Annotated in this window: 17 protein-coding genes; 3 read left to right on the top strand and 14 right to left on the bottom strand. The window is 45.0% G+C overall.

Features of this window, described 5'->3' with window-relative positions:
- Positions 1 to 695: GGDEF domain-containing protein (locus A3739_RS26565; protein ID WP_156502874.1), on the top strand; the 695-nt coding region annotated here is incomplete at its 5' end.
- On the opposite strand, the gene A3739_RS26560 is transcribed toward A3739_RS26565, so the two are convergent.
- The 6 genes from A3739_RS26560 to A3739_RS26535 form a co-directional block, all read right to left on the bottom strand.
- Positions 682 to 1,650, bottom strand: coding sequence for a fatty acid desaturase family protein (locus A3739_RS26560; protein WP_068477962.1), 969 nt, complete (start codon positions 1,648 to 1,650; stop codon positions 682 to 684). The two genes, A3739_RS26565 and A3739_RS26560, sit on opposite strands and share 14 nt — an antisense overlap.
- A gap of 50 nt (positions 1,651 to 1,700) precedes the next feature.
- The gene (gene panD, locus A3739_RS26555) at positions 1,701 to 2,057 is read right to left on the bottom strand and encodes an aspartate 1-decarboxylase (RefSeq protein WP_068477961.1); all 357 of its coding nucleotides are present in this window, start codon (positions 2,055 to 2,057) and stop codon (positions 1,701 to 1,703) included.
- Positions 2,058 to 2,131: 74 nt separating this feature from the next.
- Complete coding sequence (locus tag A3739_RS26550) at positions 2,132 to 2,467, bottom strand: zinc ribbon domain-containing protein YjdM (protein WP_068477959.1); 336 nt, start codon at positions 2,465 to 2,467, stop codon at positions 2,132 to 2,134.
- Positions 2,468 to 2,601: 134 nt separating this feature from the next.
- Positions 2,602 to 4,764 (bottom strand): acetyl-CoA hydrolase/transferase C-terminal domain-containing protein, encoded by a 2,163-nt coding sequence (locus A3739_RS26545; RefSeq protein ID WP_068477954.1) that lies wholly within the window; start codon positions 4,762 to 4,764, stop codon positions 2,602 to 2,604.
- Positions 4,765 to 4,960: 196 nt separating this feature from the next.
- On the bottom strand, positions 4,961 to 5,305 hold the full coding sequence (locus tag A3739_RS26540) for a carboxymuconolactone decarboxylase family protein (RefSeq protein WP_068477539.1): 345 nt from the start codon (positions 5,303 to 5,305) through the stop codon (positions 4,961 to 4,963).
- Positions 5,271 to 7,079, bottom strand: a complete 1,809-nt coding sequence (locus A3739_RS26535; protein ID WP_068477952.1) for a thiamine pyrophosphate-binding protein — start codon at positions 7,077 to 7,079, stop codon at positions 5,271 to 5,273. The genes A3739_RS26540 and A3739_RS26535 overlap by 35 nt, the downstream gene beginning before the upstream one ends.
- Before the next feature lie 183 nt (positions 7,080 to 7,262).
- Here A3739_RS26535 and A3739_RS26530 point away from each other — a divergent pair, with 183 nt between their 5' ends.
- Positions 7,263 to 7,889 carry a TetR/AcrR family transcriptional regulator gene (locus A3739_RS26530; protein WP_068477951.1) on the top strand — a complete coding sequence of 209 codons (627 nt, stop codon included), beginning with the start codon at positions 7,263 to 7,265 and terminating at the stop codon, positions 7,887 to 7,889.
- A 16-nt stretch (positions 7,890 to 7,905) separates the two neighbouring features.
- Here A3739_RS26530 and A3739_RS26525 read toward each other — a convergent pair whose 3' ends face one another.
- Both A3739_RS26525 and A3739_RS26520 read right to left on the bottom strand, forming a co-directional pair.
- A complete protein-coding gene (locus A3739_RS26525; RefSeq protein WP_068477944.1) occupies positions 7,906 to 9,084 on the bottom strand; it encodes an FAD-binding oxidoreductase in 1,179 nt (392 codons plus the stop codon).
- Positions 9,077 to 10,660, bottom strand: a complete 1,584-nt coding sequence (locus tag A3739_RS26520; RefSeq protein ID WP_068477942.1) for an NAD(P)/FAD-dependent oxidoreductase — start codon at positions 10,658 to 10,660, stop codon at positions 9,077 to 9,079. Before A3739_RS26520 ends, A3739_RS26525 begins: the two co-directional genes overlap by 8 nt.
- Before the next feature lie 168 nt (positions 10,661 to 10,828).
- On the opposite strand from A3739_RS26520, the gene A3739_RS26515 reads away from it, so the two are divergent.
- Entirely contained in the window at positions 10,829 to 12,310 is a 1,482-nt protein-coding gene (locus tag A3739_RS26515; protein ID WP_068477940.1) for a cryptochrome/deoxyribodipyrimidine photo-lyase family protein, read from the top strand.
- 4 nt (positions 12,311 to 12,314) lie between these two features.
- Here the strand turns inward: A3739_RS26515 and A3739_RS28495 are convergent, their stop codons facing one another.
- The 6 genes from A3739_RS28495 to A3739_RS26490 form a co-directional block, all read right to left on the bottom strand.
- Positions 12,315 to 12,467 (bottom strand): DUF2256 domain-containing protein, encoded by a 153-nt coding sequence (locus A3739_RS28495; RefSeq protein ID WP_082878399.1) that lies wholly within the window; start codon positions 12,465 to 12,467, stop codon positions 12,315 to 12,317.
- Entirely contained in the window at positions 12,454 to 14,022 is a 1,569-nt protein-coding gene (locus A3739_RS26510; protein ID WP_068477939.1) for a cryptochrome/photolyase family protein, read from the bottom strand. Before A3739_RS26510 ends, A3739_RS28495 begins: the two co-directional genes overlap by 14 nt.
- A complete protein-coding gene (locus A3739_RS26505; RefSeq protein WP_068477938.1) occupies positions 14,015 to 15,475 on the bottom strand; it encodes a deoxyribodipyrimidine photo-lyase in 1,461 nt (486 codons plus the stop codon). The genes A3739_RS26510 and A3739_RS26505 overlap by 8 nt, the downstream gene beginning before the upstream one ends.
- Before the next feature lie 172 nt (positions 15,476 to 15,647).
- Positions 15,648 to 16,289 carry a PEP-CTERM sorting domain-containing protein gene (locus A3739_RS26500; protein ID WP_068477929.1) on the bottom strand — a complete coding sequence of 214 codons (642 nt, stop codon included), beginning with the start codon at positions 16,287 to 16,289 and terminating at the stop codon, positions 15,648 to 15,650.
- A 206-nt stretch (positions 16,290 to 16,495) separates the two neighbouring features.
- Positions 16,496 to 17,158: a cupin domain-containing protein gene (locus A3739_RS26495; RefSeq protein WP_197471938.1), complete on the bottom strand. Its 663-nt coding sequence runs from the start codon at positions 17,156 to 17,158 to the stop codon at positions 16,496 to 16,498.
- Positions 17,159 to 17,251: 93 nt separating this feature from the next.
- On the bottom strand, positions 17,252 to 17,964 hold a 713-nt coding region (locus tag A3739_RS26490; RefSeq protein WP_197472607.1), incomplete at its 5' end, for an FAD-dependent oxidoreductase.

The following is a 17,964-nucleotide window of genomic DNA, read 5'->3' as shown; positions in this document are numbered from 1 at the left end:
TTGCTGTACTTTCGCTGGCGGTCATCGCGACTTGCTCGGGTTCAGGGCCTTTTGTCGCGGCCACAACATGGGAAAGTCTCATTCAATTGCAGAGCTTTACTGCTGCCATTTCGATCATCTTGTTTCTAGTCGCCATTTTAAATTTAGAAAAAAGTTCAAACGAAGCCTATCTAGAGAAACGTACTAAAGAGCTTGAAGAGTTATACAGAAAAGATGCCCTAACCGGTCTTTGGAATCGCTATCGTATTGAAGAGTTTCTTCACCTTGAACTTGAGCGACTCAAACGCGATCACATGCCATTCGGGGTGCTTTTTATTGATATCGATGATTTTAAAATCATCAATGATACGCATGGTCATCTAGAAGGTGATCGTATTCTCTGCGAGTTATCAGAGCTGATATTGCACAACGTCAGAGAGATTGATGTTGCTGGTCGACGGGGTGGTGAAGAATTTATCATCATTTCAAGCAACACCAATCAAGACAATATCCGGGTTATTGCAAACAAACTCTTATCCGAGGTAAGAAAAAATGATTTCGGTTTACCCGAAAAAGTGACTATAAGTATTGGAGGAACGATTGGTCAGCATGATGACACTGAGTTGAGCATCATCAATAAGGCTGACCAAGCTTTGTATGAGTCAAAATACTGCGGAAAAAATACTGCGTCGTTTGAATTTACTAAGCCGCGCTAGCGATGCGAAGTATCTCTCGATACCCTCCCGTATCAACACAGGATTCTGGTTTGTCTTGATAAAAGCCACGCTCTTTCAAAACATGATGCAAGCGAGGTAAGTTGTAACTCGGCACGCTCGGCAAGAAATGATGCTCACAGTGGAAGTTCACAAAGTTAGGTGCAAAGAAAGCACGTTCCCACAAAGAAACAATTGTTGTACGCGTCGTATCACGAACATCGTCAGAGGCCAGTGCAGGCATGGCACCATGTTCTGCGATCTGACGGACACGAATAACAAACGGATAAAAGAAGATATAACCAACCCACCACATAAGATACAAAGCTGGATGGCCTAAAGCCGTAAACACAGCAATCCAGGAACCATGCAGCACAATTGCGTCGCGAAAATTGCGCAAAGCAACACCATCGCCTTTTTGAACGCTATCTTGATTGACCCCTAATGAAACGGCATTACCAGCACGATTAGGCATGACATAAAACAACACACCATAGAGCATTTTTAGTCCAGAAAAACCCGTAAAATCGCGCAATATTTTGCGACGTAAGCTACTCCCAGTTACTGGGTATTGTTTGATATTACCGACGTCTGGGTCGTCATCCGTACCCGTTTTGGAGTGGTGAATAAGATGGTAAGTGCGGTAAAACTCTAGGGGTACCAGCATGGTCATCCCCGCAAACCAATGCCCAAAGAAACGATTCATCCAAAGCTTGCTAAAGAAACCTTGGTGACCACACTCATGCATCAAGATGCCTAGGCCTAACTGGCGGCCGCCTAAAACAAATAAGGCAGCAAGTTTAAATAACCAATGAACCTCTGCTGCAAAGACTACAAAACAGGCAGCAATAACGGCCCAATTGACTGCAAACATCCAAAGCGCATGCAAGTCGTTCGCCTTGCGGAACTCTTTGAGTTCTTCGGAATTTAAAAACTGTTTGTAACTAAGCTTCGACATCTAAACACCCAATTCTTTTTGTTCTAGGTAAAGATGGCCCGCAGGGGCGCTTACTCTACGCTAGTAATCTGATTATCGTCATCAACAAATACAGCTTTTGGCTGATGCGCTGCACTCTCAGATGCATCGAGATAACAATAAGCGATGATGATAATCTTATCGTCAACTTGAGCAAGGCGTGCACATGCGCCATTCAAACAAATCTGGCCAGAACCTTCTTCGCCAAGGATCACATAGGTTTCAAAACGTGCGCCATTGTTAATGTTCACAACTTGCACTTTCTCATGCTCTTCAATGCCACTCGCTGCGAGCAATAAAGGGTCAATAGTGATACTACCAACATAATTTAAGTTGGCGTCGTTTACCGTGGCACGGTGAATTTTCGCTTTGAGTTTTTCAATCCACATTCTTCAATACTCCTTGGAAGACATTCTCGCTAGATAGTTATCTTTCTCTCGATATCTGATGTTATTAGAGGGGTTTAATTAGATTTTTTGACAAACTTCGACTTAAGCATCATCGGGCCTGCGCCCTCCACTTTGCAGTCAATATCATGGTCACCATCAACAAAACGCTTGATCGTGGCTTTGGTGCCCACCTTCAAGGTTGTTGAAGTACCTTTTACTTTGAGGTCTTTCACGAGCGTCACTTTATCGCCTTCAACGAGGTCATTACCGACGGCATCTTTCAGAACAGGAACATCGTCCACTTGATTGGGGTCCCACTCAAAACCGCATTCAGGACAAATCAGTAAAGATCGATCCTGATATACGTATTCAGACTGGCAACTCGGACAGTTAGGTAGTGTCTCTGACATCGTTTTGCGCCTTAGCGAGTTCGTTACGGCGCGCATAATGCCATGATTCTTTTGAATTGTGTATCCGTTCTCAACTAGCCATATCGGCTGTTCTGTTGGGTGAACAGCACAGCTCTACTGCAAATGTCAGAAAGCTAAGAAATTAAGCCAGCTTCAAGCAATTCATGAATAAGCAGTTTCTTTTCTACTTCTTCTTTCTTGCTACTAGTTTCTACTAAGGCCATACGTTCCAAGAAAGGCTTTGCTTGTTCTGAGTGATCGCCATCAGTAAAGGCTTTGAAGAGTGTTTTAAACATTTTCATTTTGTCGCTCTGAAGCGCTTTTAGCTGCTTCAAACAGGCGCCAATTTGAAGTTCTTGCTCCGTAAAATCAGTCCCCAGTGGAAATGCTGGGAACAAGCCGTTCAGACGATAATTCTCGATCACCTGATTGATTGACTCTGGTGTATTCGCCTGAAATTCTGCTGGTATCTGATAACTGGATTCGATCTTACCCGCTGCCTTTGCTTGTTCTAATAGACTTTCTTGAAAGCGTGAATCAGTAATATTCAGCATTGCCTTCATCACTTGAGCATCCGTTTTACCACGCAGATCTGCAACGCCATATTCGGTAATTACGATATCTCTCAAATGACGAGGAATTGTCGTGTGCCCATAATTGAAGACAATATTAGAACTCACTTCCCCTTTGCTCATTCGCGTTGCACGAATCAGCAATATCGAGCGTGCATCAGGCAAGGCGTGCGCCATTGAAACAAAGTTATATTGGCCGCCCACCCCAGAAACAATTTTGCCGTTATCTAATCCATCAGAAACGACCGCGCCATTAAGCGTGGCCATCAATCCCGTGTTGATGAAGCGCGCATGTTTGCGTTGTTCAACAACTAACTCTTCATTCACCATGAGCTGATTCACATGACCAACACCTGTCATGCAGATACTTAACAACTCATCTTGACTCATTTGATGCAGTGCTTCGTAAAAATCTTTCGGCCCAAGGAAGAAGCCGCCATGCATCACGATGCCTTGTTTTAATTGTCTACCTAAGCCTTCCGCTTTTAGCTGTGCAACCAATTCGGTGTCACGGACGCGCTCACCAATTGGCCTATCGTCTAGCGTGACTTGTCCATCACTCCAGTCGACACGCTCATTGAAAATACCAAACCTCTTGGCGCGGGAAACATCGCCCGCATGAATGATGTCGCCAAGGAATCCTACCTCAACCAAGGCATCGAGATGATCAGGTTTTAGATCTTCGGTCAAACGCCCTTCGTTAATAAGTTTTTGAATGTGAACGTCTTCGTATACTTTTCGCTTCAGAATGCCTTGCTGAATCAAATGCAAAAAGCCATTCACAAACATTTCACTCGAACCGTATAAGCCGGTTTTAAAGGGCGTCAGGTCACCAATTTTTTCAACAAGTTGGGCATAACCTGCAATACCTAACTCTGACAATACTTGCTGATATTTTTCAGTGTCGGTGTTACGCAACATACAAGCGTAAACAATCGCGTCACCTAACGAACCAATACCAATTTGCAACGTACCTCCATCTTTAATCAAGGTGCTCGCATGCATACCAACCGCGAAATCAACGGGCGTGACAGGCATATTCGGCGGCGAAAACAAAGGCGTGTAATAAGCTTCGTTATCGACGATAAAATCGAAATTCTGAGGCGCAATCAGCGCATCATTCAGCATGAAGGGAAGTTTCTGATTTATTTGCGCGACCAGCTTAATGTTGCGTCCTTTCGCTTTCTCTTGTTCGATAAGAGGTAGCAGGTCAACCGTCACATCGGTGTTGCTGCTTAGCGACAAATAAGGTTTGTCTTGATAAACGCCTTGCGATACCTGTTGCGCTAGTAAGTTCGCCCCCATATCAATCATATCGCGCGCAACGTGCGTGTAATTACTCGAAATATAATGCTGCTGCGCATAGTTATTCGCGAGCATGCTTCCGGACTTAAGAAAGAACTCGCAAATTTCGATATTGTCTGGAATCTTCTGGCGCTTCAGATCCTGCACGTAATCAAGCTCTACATACCCCCCAAACAAGCGCTCAAATACGGGTTCTAAGAACCGAGATTCTAAGCCAGCAGAAGGCTTAGGTCGCTCTAACGATAAAGCAGTAATAATACGAAGATTAATAGAGGAATCAGCTTTCGCTCTCGCATACAGCGCATTCACAAACTGCACAGGCTTTCCAATACCTAAGGGTATGCCCATCACGATATTGCTGTTTAATGAAGAAATCACATCGTCGACGCAGGCTTCGACCTGGTTATGATGTATTGGCATGGCTCGCTCCTCGATTTATTTTTCTTCGTCGTCATGACTCAAGTCATAGTACTGTATGCGAGGAGCATTTTTATAGTGTTGATACGTATCAAGCGACCCGAGAATTTACACACTCAGGGATGAGCAACTTTGCATTAGGCACTGTTTATCAGGTATTGCTTTAAGATATTAGCTATCAGGTCTTAAGTATTGGCTATTAGGCTTCATCGGTGAGTGAGTGCAACACAAGCATGGCGTCGATCGCGCGCGGAAATCCAATATAAATACTCGAGAGCATAATCACTTCGGTTAATTGTTCTTTACTAAAACCTTTGGCCAATGCCGACTCCAAATGACCTTGCAAACGCTCTGATCCCAAACTAATTAAAGCTGTAATCGCAACAACCTCTTTCAGCTGATCATCCAATACAGGGCGGTCATAGACTTTGCCCAAAGCAAAGTCGGAAATCATACCCACAAAGTCTGGCGCAAGTTCTTCAAGTTTTGCGATCACATCGCGACGATCTTCAGTTGAATGAAGGTTCTGATTTTGAGCTGTCATAATTCACTTCTTCTAATAGTTTTTGCGTGCGGCTATCTCGACCGATATAACGATTAAATTCTTCCATAAACGTTTCATCAAATACCTTCGTCGGTGTTGGATACAATCCGCATTTCACGTCAATCAGCACAGGCCCCGCTGCCTGCATAGCTTCGTCATACACAGCAGATAATTGATGCGGATCTGAGACAGATATGCCTTTTACGCCCAAAGATTGCGCAAACCCTGCCCAATCATGATCAACGATATCGGTTAAAGCGCCCGCCTCTTCCGTAAACCCTTCTGTCCGTAGTTTAGGGTTGCCATGCGCCTTATTGTTGAGCACCACAAATATCATACCGCGTAAGTTGTATCGCGCCGCTGTTTGAATTTCCATGCCTTGCATGAGCATACAACCATCTCCAACGACAGCAATGCATGGTTGATCTGGTCGAGCTATTTTCGCTCCGATACTTGCTGCAATTGCCCACCCCATCGCGCCTGAATATTTAATGATATTGAAGTACTGATGTGGGCGGATTATCTGCCAATGATGTGTCGCAAAAAAAGTATGCGCGCCATTATCAACAAATAACTGAGTGTTCTCAGGTGCGATCTTCGATAACTCCGCAATCGCACGCGCAGGATGCAAAGGAATAGCATTCGATGAGCGCGTCGCTTTGTCGTAGTAAGAAGGTAAAAGCTGCTTCTTCGCCTCTAGCCATGCTTCACGAGCATGCTTGTTGGCATCCAGTCGTTGAACAATCTGGGCAGAGCAATCACCACTGGCCATATAACGTAATGCCTGACATGCATCGGACACAATCGCATGATCAGCACGATAGGTTTTATTAAGGTGCCTAGCGTCAAGATCTATCTGAATCAAAGCGCGCTTTTCAGCTAAAGCTGAGGACCAATTCATGGTATTGATTTGTCCCAAGCGAGAACCGATCACGATCAAGCAATCAATCTCTTTGCTCAGTAAGGTTTCATTAGCAAGTGCCGAACCTGCCCAGCCAAAAACACCCATAGAAAGCGGATGATCTTCAGGGAAGTCGCCTTTCGCACTCATCGTCGTAGCGACGGGAATTGAATAATTTTCTGCAAAAGCTTGGAGCTGACTAAATGCGCCTGATTTGCGAACACCAGAACCTGCCAGAATCACAACATTTTTGCATCGCGAGATACAATGCATTGCCTGTGTTAATCCTGCTGTATCGCAGTCTGTTCCATCAGTGCTTTCAACACTCGATGCATTATAAGTGAAGGGCTTTTCTTCTAACTGAATATCAAGAGGTAAGGACAAATGCCCAACACCTTGTTTCTGCCCTTTTAGTACGGGCATCAAATTTCTAATATGACTATCGAGCGCATACACATCGACCACTTCTTCTTGAACATCACTCACGAGAGATAACAGCTGAGTGGTTTTTAAACCCATCGCGCCAGGGTCTTGAATCGATTGACGATTGCGCCAAACTAGGGGGGAGTCGCCCGTAATAGCAAGTACGGGTACTTGATCTGCTTGGCTAGCACTCAGCCCCGTGATCATGTTGCTCGCACCAGGACCCGAGATTCCCATACATATTGAAAAGCGTCCGGCTGACCGCGCGAACCCGTCTGCCATATAGGCAGCACCAGCCTCACTTGCACACACAACCGCTTCAATACCTTCTACATCCACAAGAGCTTCAGAGAAATTATCGACATATCCACCTGGAATCATGAACACATGCGAAGCACCTTCGTCGCGAAGTGCTTGAATGGTGTAATGGCTGAGCGTCACTTTTTTCATTTGTGTTTATTCTCGTGTTACGCGCTGAATGTTCGAAGCAGCACGAAAGCTTGTCGAACGAAACACGACGCTATCCGTTGCGACAATCGTTCTGCACTGCAAACATTTAACTCTGTATACGAACCTGATATGTTTGCGGCTCATTTTATTTTTTCAGTTCACAACGAATCATAAAGACAGCACGTGAGTAACGAAGTTCCACATAGCAACTCAAGCAATCCCAAAGCCAGCGAGAAAAATTATCATCATGGCGACCTTAAAACTGCGCTCGTCAACGCCGCTTTAGATCTGCTGACGACGCGAGGGGCAGAAGCACTGTCTTTGCGATCCTTAGCCAGCGAAGTGGGTGTCAGCCATATGGCCCCTTACGCACACTTCAAAAACAAGACTGAGTTATTTCAAGCGATCGCAGCATCAGGCTTTGAACAACTCCATGCGCGCATGGAGCAAGCCAATGTTGGCCAAGCTCCGTTAACGCTGATTCTCGATTACGGTACGCAATACATTGAGTACGCAATCAACAACCCTGCTCTTTACAAGTTAATGCTTAGCCAAACGCAAATCGCACCAGAAATGTCAGAAGATCTATCCAAGAGCAGCAAACGCCCTCATGCTCTGTTAGTCGATGCATTTTCAAAAGCACCTCAAACCAAAGTCAGCAACAGTGTCCGCGCCCAAGGCGCATGGGCTATGGTGCACGGACTGGCCACCCTATTAATCGATGGCCATTTGAGTATTCCTGACAAGATGAGCATTCGCGATTATCTCGCTGCTACATCGACACAAGTCCAGATCAAATCCCCGCTCTAAACCGTTCGCTATAAAACTAATACAAGATTTCAATATCTGAGGTTGGGAACGCTACGCACGAGTGCACCCAACCAAACGTTTCATCCGATTTTCTGAGCTTCGCTTCAGGCGGGTTAAATACTTCGCCTTCCACCAATTTCACACGGCATAAACTGCATTCACCTGAGCGACAAGCGTTCTCAACGAAATAACCGCTACGCTCAAGGCTATTTAATAAAGGTTCGCCAACTTGTGCTTTGAACTCACCTTTGCCTCGCACCTTCACGGTCACCATCTCTTCTTCACTCACCTCGGTTGGCCAGTTTTGAATCGAACTTGGGTTCTTTGGCGGGCCATTGCATTCAATTCGAATACGCTTATCAGCAACACCCAAAGCTTTAAGCTCCGATTTACAAAAATCATTAAACGGGGTTGGGCCACAGACATAAAACATGACCTCATCAACTCCGCTTACCACTTCATTGATAAGCTCGCCAGTTAGATATCCCGTTAACCCTTCATACCCTTCTTCTGGGCGTGAAATCACTTCCGTCACATGGAAATTTTCGTGCTTTTGAGCCAGCGCGCGAAAGGTATCCTGGAATATTACGTCCTCTGCAAAGCTATTGCCGTAAACCAAATAAAAATCAGCATCTACTCCACGGCTTAAGATGCTTTCGATCATTGCTCGCGCTGGCGCACCGCCCGAACCACCCGCTAAGAAAACAAGCTTTTTGCCATGTATAATTGGGTTGTAATAGAACGTTCCCATAGGGCTCGTCGCTGAAAATGTCTGACCCACTTCAACGTCATTGAGTAAGTAGTTAGTAACAAAACCACCTTTAACAATTTTTACGGTGAGGTCGTAGTAATCACGATGTGTCGGACAAGAAGAAATGGCATACGGGCGCGCAGTTTCGACACCATCGATGTTCACGAACAAATTAATATATTGCCCGGCCTGAAATGGAGGCAATGCCCCCCTAGCGCTGCGAACACGAAACGTTTTCGTCGATGGCGTTTCTTGAAAGATCTCGGTGACTTCTAGGTTCAAACGCCTTGGATGAAGCTTTGCAATCTCAGCAGTGTTTTTACCTTTATCTTCACTAAAATCTGAGCCTGTTTTCTCTCGCTGTGCGATTAACTCTCGACTCTCGACATAACCAACCAAGTTACTCAGTAATTGTTCTTTGTTATTAATATATTGGTTAGACATTTGCAGGCTCCTTCACATCTTGAGTCTGGGTTTGATCTTGCTCAGCTAAACGCTGTGCTTTTAGCTTTTTCAACACTGCTTTTGCAGTGGATTGGCCGACCATATACGTAGGTTGGAATCCACCCATGCCCTGCCAGCAGCCTGCCATGTGTAAACCTTCTACTTGATCATACCGAGGACGATGAATCTCGCCGTCTTCTGGGTTTTGAATGAAACCGTAAATAGAGCCGCCCGGAGTGTTCAAGTAACGCTGCATTGTCAGTGGCGTAGCGACTTCAATTTCTTCTATGTGAGAGCGAAAGCCCGGGAAGAATTCTTCTGCTTGCCCGATAAGGTGTTCCGCAAAGGCATACTTCGTATCGGCATAGTCGTCGACCGGAACGTCATCCCACACTTTCCCATACTGCAAACACAGCAAAGACACTTGGCTCTTACCCGGAGGAGCAAAGCTTGGGTCATCAACGTTATAACAGGTGAGCATAGTCGCCACAGGAGGCTTCGATGTCGCCATCGTTTCAACCATTAAATCCTCGTCCATGGTCGTCCCCATAAACGTCGAGGCGTTCTCGATGCCTAAGGTTTCTGGCGGGCAATCTAAGCCAATGTATAAGCAGAATGCTGAGGTACCGATTTCACGGGACTTGAAGTCTTGAGAGATACCTTCTGGTAACTCATCTGTATCCAGCAAATCGACAAAAGTTACGACCGAACTTGCGTTTGAAATCACTTGTTCGGTTTCGTATACGTCACCATGTTCAGTGTGAATAGCAATGACTTTGGGCTTGTCGCCCGATTTATCGGTAATAATTTGATCAACAGCCGCATTGAACTGAACTTCGCCGCCAGCTTCCAAGAACGATTCAAGCAAGGCATTTGAAAGCGCTTGTGAGCCACCTTTAATGTGCCATGGTTTAAATACGCCATAGGCATAAAGCATCATGGCGAGGTCAACAAAGTTAATGTTTCTTGGCGCTTGACCCAAATAACACCAGTAAGCAGCCAACAGAGTTTTTAATTGCTCGTCAGAAAAATGCTCATCCAAAACAGATTTAGCAGAACGCAAACCATGCTCCGCATAATGCTTACTGTTTTTCATAAGCATGTCTGCGCTATTCATCTTGAGCGCAGCTTTAAAACCCATAAAGCTCTCAAGAACAACACGCTCACAGAGCAACATGAAATCTTTGATACCTTGTTCTTCATTGGGGAAATTTTCGATGAGAACTTCTCGAATGCCTTTCCAACTAGCAGGCAAGGTAATATCGAACTCATCTTTAATCGTCATACGATAGAGGTGGTGCTCTTCAACAAACTCCACTTTGTCCATCACACCTAATTCGTTAAAAATCTTGCGCATGATGAAAGGATTTTTTTCTGTCCCTAAGCCGCTCAATTGATGCAAGGCAACTTCGAATTCAAAATCGCCTCGAACAAAAGAGGTCGCGCAACCGCCAGGAATATTGTGCCGTTCAAGCAGCAAAGTTTTCGCGCCACCTCGCGCCAGAGTTGCCGCAGCTGTCAGCCCGCCGTTCCCTGCTCCAATTACAACCGCATCATATTTTTCTAGGTTCGACATACGTATAGCCCATAATTAACACCTTATAATGCCGATAACTATACAACGTAAAGTTATACTATGTATACAACGTAAAGTTTTTTTTACTGATCAATTCACAAACTAGATCAATCCATTCTGATGTTTATCAGGTAAATCTTTGCATCATCCGCTTTAACACATCGGTTTATGCTTCAAGTTGTTTGGTTGAAACGCGATCTTCGTCTGCAAGATCACTTGCCTTTGGCTCGCGCAGCCGAACAAGGACCTGTTTTACTTTTGTATGTAATAGAGCCGCAACTTGTTGAGGACCCTCACTATTCAGAACGTCACTGGCGCTTTGTCAGCGACAGCATCAATGACATCAATAAATCACTACGAGGATTTGGCGCAAGAGTGTTGTGTTTGCAACGCGAAGTCATTCCGGCGCTGCAAGCTATCCATGAGTCCTTCGGTTCGTTTCAGTTGTGGAGTCATCTAGAGGTTGGTTTAAAAAACACCTATGACAGAGATCTGGCCGTAAACGATTGGTGCATGGCACATAACGTGATTTGGTCTGAGGTCCCGTTATTAGGTATTCAGCGAGGACTTACACATCGACAACATTGGTATGAATCATGGCATGAACAAATCAATCAAGCGCCTGTATGCCTATCACTCTCAAATGTTCATTGGTATGCGTTCTCTGATTTGGACGAATCACTGAAAGTTGATGAGAGAAGCGATAAATGGAACTCACTGCATATCAATTTCCAACATGGTGGAGAATCAAACGCGTGGCATACTTTAAAATCGTTTCTATCTGGACGGGGACAAAACTACGCGTTCAACCTTTCTAGCCCCTTTGAGAGCATGCAGTCTTGTAGTCGGCTTTCGCCTTTTTTAGCGTGGGGCAACATTAGCTCAAAACAGGTATTTCAATACTTAGAGCAGCATAGATCACAGCGGGCATGGGGACGCACTATTAGCGGTGTGCAATCACGTCTGCAATGGCGTGATCATTTCATCCAAAAATTTGAAAGTGAGCACGACATGCAATTTCGCCCCGTCAATAAAGGGTATGAACACTATCCCTACGAGCACGATGCGCATGAAATAAATCGACGGCTCGAAGCATGGAAAACTGGCAATACGGGCTTCCCGATAGTTGACGCGAGTATGCGCGCCTTGATCAACACTGGGTATTTGAATTTTCGCATGCGCGCAATGTTGATTAGCTTTCTATCACATCAACTCAATCTAGATTGGCGTTTAGGCGCTGCCCACCTTGCAAGCGTCTTTCTTGATTTCGAACCCGGCATTCATTACCCCCAAATTCAAATGCAAGCTGGAGTAACGGGGATAAACGCTATTCGCTTATACAACCCTGTCAAACAAGCCATGGAACGAGATCCTGAGGCTCGATTTATCCAAAAGTGGATTCCAGAACTAAAAGGACTTCCAACCATTCTTCAGCAAGATCCAAGTTTAATCACTGACATGGAAGCTTTGATGTACAACTTCTCACTCAGCGCAGACTACGTTGAACCGGTTATCGATCTTGATCAGAGTATGAAAGCCGCTAGGGAAATCTTATGGGCATATCAGAAAACACCTAAAGTGCAAAACGAAGCCGCTCGTATTCTCTCGCGCCATACCATTCCTGATCGAGCACGCATGATTTCAGGCTAAGAATCTAAGTTTTACATACCTTCTCTCGTTTCGCCTCGCTTGAGCAGCGTTTCGAACAGTACTTAACCTGCTCCCAATCACGCTCCCACTTTTTACGCCAAGTGAAAGGCCTTTGACACACAACACAAAGCTTTGAAGGCAACTCAGACTTTTTCATTACGCTCTAACTTATGAAAGAAGCTCTCGGCATCGCTTGCGATTAAATGTCGTTTCGCATCATCCATTTTCTCTAAGGTTCGATACGGCATAGATAAGCGCTGATTACCGCGAAGTTTGTCTTGATTGCGCGCCAAGAAATCCCAGTAGAGATAGTTAAACGGACAGGCGGATTCGCCGTTCTTATCTTTCACTTTATACGCGCATGACTGGCAATAATTAGACATCTTATTGATATAAGCACCGCTCGCCGCATAAGGCTTACTTGCCATAACACCACCGTCAGCAAACAGTATCATGCCATTTACATTAGGCAGCTCTACCCATTCGTATGCATCACCATAAACTAGTAAAAACCATTCCTGCACTTGCTTCGGTTCTATCCCAGTCAGTAATAGAAAATTACCAATCACCATTAAGCGCTGAATATGGTGCGCATAGGCATTCTGTTTGGTCTCATTAATACATTGTGCGAGACAGTTCATCTGCGTGTCGCCAGTCCAAAAGAAGCCCGGCAAATGTCGTTGAGCGTTTAGAAAATTCTGATCAACATACTTGGGCATTTCGTGCCAATACAAACCTCGCACGTATTCACGCCAGCCAAGCACCTGACGAATAAAGCCTTCTACCGCATTTAGAGGAAAATTATATTCGCGATAGGCATGTTCGACTTGAGTAATCACCTCATGGGCGGTCAGCAAACCTGCATTAAGATAAAAGCTGATATGACTATGGAACATCCAAGGCTCGTCTTGTTGCATGGCGTCCTGATAATCACCAAACAAAACTAAACGTTCTTGAATGAAGCCCTTTAAAACTTGAAGCGCTTGCTCACGTGTAACCGCATAATGGAAGTTACTAAGCTCACCAAAATGATCCTCGAACTCCGTACCAACAAGTTCTAACACTTGAGTAGTTATGTCATCTGGTTCAAACATGGTTGGGTTTGGAACCTTCGTTCCTTTAGGAAGCGATTTACGATTTTGTGCATCGTAATTCCATCTCCCTCCTTCCGGTTCACCATCTTGCAAAAGCACAGAAGTTTTCTTACGCAGCTCACGATAGAAATACTCCATCCTGAGCTGTTTTTTCCCATCAGCCCAATGCCTAAATTCATCAAGACTCGCAATAAATCGGTCGTCTTCACGAATCTCAACAGTCGCGTTATAAACGTCAAACGCCGCCTGCCAGCTCTGCATATCCTCGAGCACACGCCATTCACCTGGAAATGTCACAACGACATGCGAAAAGCTTAGCTCTGACATCGCTCGCTCGACTTCCGCTTTAAGGCTACCAGCATTGTCAGGGTCGTCGTAAGACACATAGCGCACGCGATAGCCGTCGTTCTGAAGCTCCTTAGCAAAGTGACGCATGGCAGAGAAAAGGAAGGCAATTTTCTTCTTATGATGTTTCACATAAGACGCCTCTGTACGCACCTCTGCCATCAATATCAGATCATTTTGCTTGTCTATATCGCTCAAACTAGCAAGCGAGCGTGACAGTTGGTCTGCGAGGACTAAACAAAGCTTTCCTGTCTGCGTCGAAAACTCAGGCATTTGATGCGGCCTTTACGACTTCGTATGCATCAAGTGCCGCTTCACGAGACTCTTTAAGATCCACAATTGGATGCGGATAATCAGTACCTAGCCACACGCCTGCCGATTTGAGAATGTCGGTCGGTGCTTCCCACGGTTTATGGATAAACTTCTTCGGCACCTCTGCAAGTTCAGGGCAAAATTTCTTGACGTATTCGCCATCACTATCAAATTTTTCGCCCTGTAATACGGGATTGAAAATTCGAAAGTAAGGTGCTGCGTCGGCGCCTGAACCAGCCACCCACTGCCAACTGGCAACATTGGCTGCAAGATCAGCATCGAGTAAACAGTCTCTAAACCATGCTTCTCCTAAGCGCCAATCACAGCGTAGGTTTTTCACCAAGAATGAGCCAACAACCATGCGAATGCGATTATGCATATAGCCCGTTTGCCATAACTCACGCATACCCGCATCGATAATCGGGATACCCGTGTTACCTGTCTGCCAAGCACGCAATTTTTCAGGAGCGTTTTCCCACGTGAACACATCAAATTTGGCGTTGAAACTATCGCTCGGAATATGCGGAAAGTGATACAAGAGGTAGTAGCTAAACTCACGCCAACCAAGCTCACTTAAATAGGTATCGAGATGTTTATCATCCTCTCGACCTTCGAATGCATGTTTAACGGCATACCAAACCTGATTCGGAGACAGCTCACCGTAGTGCAAAGAAGGGCTAAGCCGCGAGGTCCCAACGACAGACGGAATATTCCTTTGATCGCGATAGGCAAATGCTGCGCTTTCTATGTATTGCGTCAATCGATCTGACGCCCCCTGCTCGCCAGGCTGCCATTCATTTTGCATCTGTTCATACCAAGGAATGCTTGGCAATAAACCCAGCTCATCAATTGTATTTTGTTGAAGTCCCTCGGGAAGAGCGCAATCTGAGAGATCAGGGGCTGCCTTGGGTAAGCGAGGTTGCTTTGATAACAAGCAACCTTTTCGATAATAGGGCGTAAACACCTTGTACGCAGATCCTTGCTTATTTTTAATATCCCATGGCTCCCACAACAGGCTCGCTTGAAAACTTTGAACGTCTATACCAGAGGACTTAAAGTGTGTTTTAAGCTCGGTATCTCTGGCAATCTGCCAAGGCTCATAACAGCGATTCCAAAAGATTGCTCTAACATCAAGTTCCTCGGTGAGCGCACTCAAAGCTTGCTTCGCAGCGCCAGACCTCAACAATAATTGGCCATTAAGATTATCGCGCAAGCTTACTAGAGAATGATGCAGCCACCAGCGGCTCGCGCCGCCTGTTGCAAAATCGCCAGCGTCATCATCATCAAGAATAAAAAGAGGAATAACGCGTAAATTTTCTGCGCTTGCAAGTGCGCAAGCTCGCGTCAGAGCGGGATTATCACGCAAGCGTAGATCACGCCGAAACCAACATAAAACAGCACCCTTTGATGACATGGCTTCCTACTTAGTGGATATCAAATTTAAATATGCATAGAAGTACATTGAGGGTAGTCGTTTAGATCAATTTCAGAGGCAAAGTTTTCAAACAGTTCTATTTATTTCAGGCATAAAAAAACCACAACCGAAGTTGTGGTTTTTTTAATTTAGAACGCGATCGAAGAAAGACTTATGCCTTACGACGTGCAAATCCTAACGCAGCCAAACCTAAACCGAACAATGCAAGCGTTGCTGGCTCAGATACAGACACTGAAACATTTCCGTATGAATGGTTGTCAGACTCAAACGCATAACCATTACTAGTTAGTACATAACGGTCGAACACATCACCATCAGTAAAGAAGAAGTTTACAAAGCGGTTAGAAGTCCAGCTAACTTGGTTTCCGTCTGCAAGTAGATCATCAATCTGATCACCAGAGATCGACGCTACGATATTGTTATCGTCGCTCACATCACCGTTGTAGAACGTAATGCTGTTGTAGTCATCAACCGATCCCCAAAACAAACCGAAAAAGTTGTAAGTTTCGTCAAGCAAAATAGTTGCTGAACCATTTTGGTTAGGGTTTGGAACACTCAAATATTCACTGGTAATGCCAAAAGGAGGCGCACTTTGATTTGTACCACTTGGCGTTGAGTAGACTGTGTAGTCTCCAGAGATATTACCTACATTGCCTTCGTCAAAATCAATGATATCTAGGCTATCAGATACTGTACTTACAAATTGATTTTCGGCTTCAACAGTTGTTATCAAACCTGCTTGTGCAGATACACTCGCTGCCAATAAAGCGCTCGCTAATACTACTTTTTTCATTTTTAGCTCCGAACTATCGTCCATGAAACATTATGTTAGTTACATATGGTTACATAATACCTATTCAGAGAAACATTACTAGTTCGAAAGATATAAACGTAGCGAAACTGAGCACTATTTCACCAAGTTAATAGGCTTCTTAGCGTTTGGAGATCAAATATTAGGGGCAAAGTACTTTTACTCTGCCCCCAAACTTAAGGCTCAACTTAGATTGGCAAATGACCTGTTTTGACATAAATGGTGCAACCATCTTCTTTTGTGAAGGGGTGATGCTGGCTCATATGTGGTGAACGAATCCATGTTCCTTTCGGGTATTCACCATGCTCATCATAGAAAGTACCTTCGAGAACAAAGATTTCCTCCCCGCCCCAATGTCTATGTGGATTAAAAATAGTATTGGGAGCCCAGCGCACTAGTGCGACATGTTCCCCTTCAAACTCATGCAGGGGCATGACAGAGAGACCTTCAACTAAGCCGGGTAACCAAGCAGTTGACGTTGTATCGATACTAAATTGCCACGTATCTCGCTGATCAAACTGCTGAAGCTTTACAAAGATCGTCGCACCTTGATCGCCAATTTTGGGTTGATGCGCCGTACCAATTGGATTGCGGACATAGGTACCTGCTGGGTACTGACCATGTTCGTCTTCAAACACACCGTCTAATACAAAAAACTCTTCGCCACCCGTATGGGTATGCGGGGAGAATTCACTATTTGCTTCGTATCGCACAATCGATGTTGCTCGCGCGACTTCATCACCAATACGGTCCAGCATCATGCGCTCGACACCGGGCATAGGTGAATCAACCCAATGATAATCTTGTGGCGCGACAACAAAACGGTCTGAAAAATCTGAGCGGAGTTCCATAGTTATTTCTTTCTATTTCTACACATATAAAAAAGGGTCAGAGTAAAATTACTCTGACCCGCAGATTGTCCTCTTATTTAAGGTCAGGATTCCTTACGCAGCTTGCGCTTGGTCAGACTTCTGCGCTTCGTAAAGTTCCTCAAGTCTCTGAGAGTTTGCAAGCAAGTATTCAAATGCACTCAATGATGCCTTCGAGCCCTCGCCCATCGCGATCACAATCTGCTTGTAAGGAACCGTACTCACATCGCCCGCTGCATAAATGCCTTTGCTTGATGTGTGGCACTTTTCGTCAATAACGATCTCACCATATTGGCTTGTTTCGATCACATCTTTGATAAATGCGCTGTTAGGCACCAAACCAATCTGTACAAACACTCCATCGACTGCAACATCTTTCACTTCGTTGGTGTCACGATCAAGATATTTCATACCGTTGACCTTACCATTCGCCGCAGTGACTTCTTGCGTTGCAGCACTCTTGATAATCGTAATGTTGTCACGCGCTTGCGCTTGATCTACCAGTACTTGGTCCGCTCGCAAGGTATCTGCAAATTCAAGCACCGTCACACTCTTCACGATACCAGCCAAATCGAGTGCCGCTTCGATTCCAGAATTACCACCACCAACAACAGCAACATCTTTCCCTTTGAAGAATGGGCCATCACAATGTGGACAGTACGCCACGCCATTACCGATATTTTCTTTCTCACCAGGAACGTTTAGCTCTCTCCACTTCGCCCCTGTTGCGACAATCAAGGTCTTGGTATCGATACGCTCACCTGATGACAAGACCACGGTTTTGATCT

This window comes from Oleiphilus sp. HI0067, from assembly GCF_001635735.1.
The sequence above is the reverse complement of the archived record's forward strand: the minus strand, read 5'-3'. Positions and strand labels throughout refer to the sequence as shown.

Bases quoted from the DNA above. Each gene is read 5' to 3' on its own strand.
- A3739_RS26515 (WP_068477940.1), top strand. From the start codon at position 10,829: ATGCTTCAAGTTGTTTGGTTGAAACGCGATCTTCGTCTGCAAGATCAC.
- A3739_RS28495 (WP_082878399.1), bottom strand. From the start codon at position 12,467: ATGAAAAAGTCTGAGTTGCCTTCAAAGCTTTGTGTTGTGTGTCAAAGG.
- A3739_RS26535 (WP_068477952.1), bottom strand. From the start codon at position 7,079: ATGAAAAAAGTGACGCTCAGCCATTACACCATTCAAGCACTTCGCGAC.
- A3739_RS26510 (WP_068477939.1), bottom strand. From the start codon at position 14,022: ATGCCTGAGTTTTCGACGCAGACAGGAAAGCTTTGTTTAGTCCTCGCA.
- A3739_RS26505 (WP_068477938.1), bottom strand. From the start codon at position 15,475: ATGTCATCAAAGGGTGCTGTTTTATGTTGGTTTCGGCGTGATCTACGC.
- panD (WP_068477961.1), bottom strand. From the start codon at position 2,057: ATGTGGATTGAAAAACTCAAAGCGAAAATTCACCGTGCCACGGTAAAC.
- A3739_RS26540 (WP_068477539.1), bottom strand. From the start codon at position 5,305: ATGACAGCTCAAAATCAGAACCTTCATTCAACTGAAGATCGTCGCGAT.
- A3739_RS26495 (WP_197471938.1), bottom strand. From the start codon at position 17,158: ATGGAACTCCGCTCAGATTTTTCAGACCGTTTTGTTGTCGCGCCACAA.
- A3739_RS26545 (WP_068477954.1), bottom strand. From the start codon at position 4,764: ATGCCAATACATCATAACCAGGTCGAAGCCTGCGTCGACGATGTGATT.
- A3739_RS26550 (WP_068477959.1), bottom strand. From the start codon at position 2,467: ATGTCAGAGACACTACCTAACTGTCCGAGTTGCCAGTCTGAATACGTA.
- A3739_RS26525 (WP_068477944.1), bottom strand. From the start codon at position 9,084: ATGTCTAACCAATATATTAATAACAAAGAACAATTACTGAGTAACTTG.
- A3739_RS26500 (WP_068477929.1), bottom strand. From the start codon at position 16,289: ATGAAAAAAGTAGTATTAGCGAGCGCTTTATTGGCAGCGAGTGTATCT.
- A3739_RS26520 (WP_068477942.1), bottom strand. From the start codon at position 10,660: ATGTCGAACCTAGAAAAATATGATGCGGTTGTAATTGGAGCAGGGAAC.
- A3739_RS26560 (WP_068477962.1), bottom strand. From the start codon at position 1,650: ATGTCGAAGCTTAGTTACAAACAGTTTTTAAATTCCGAAGAACTCAAA.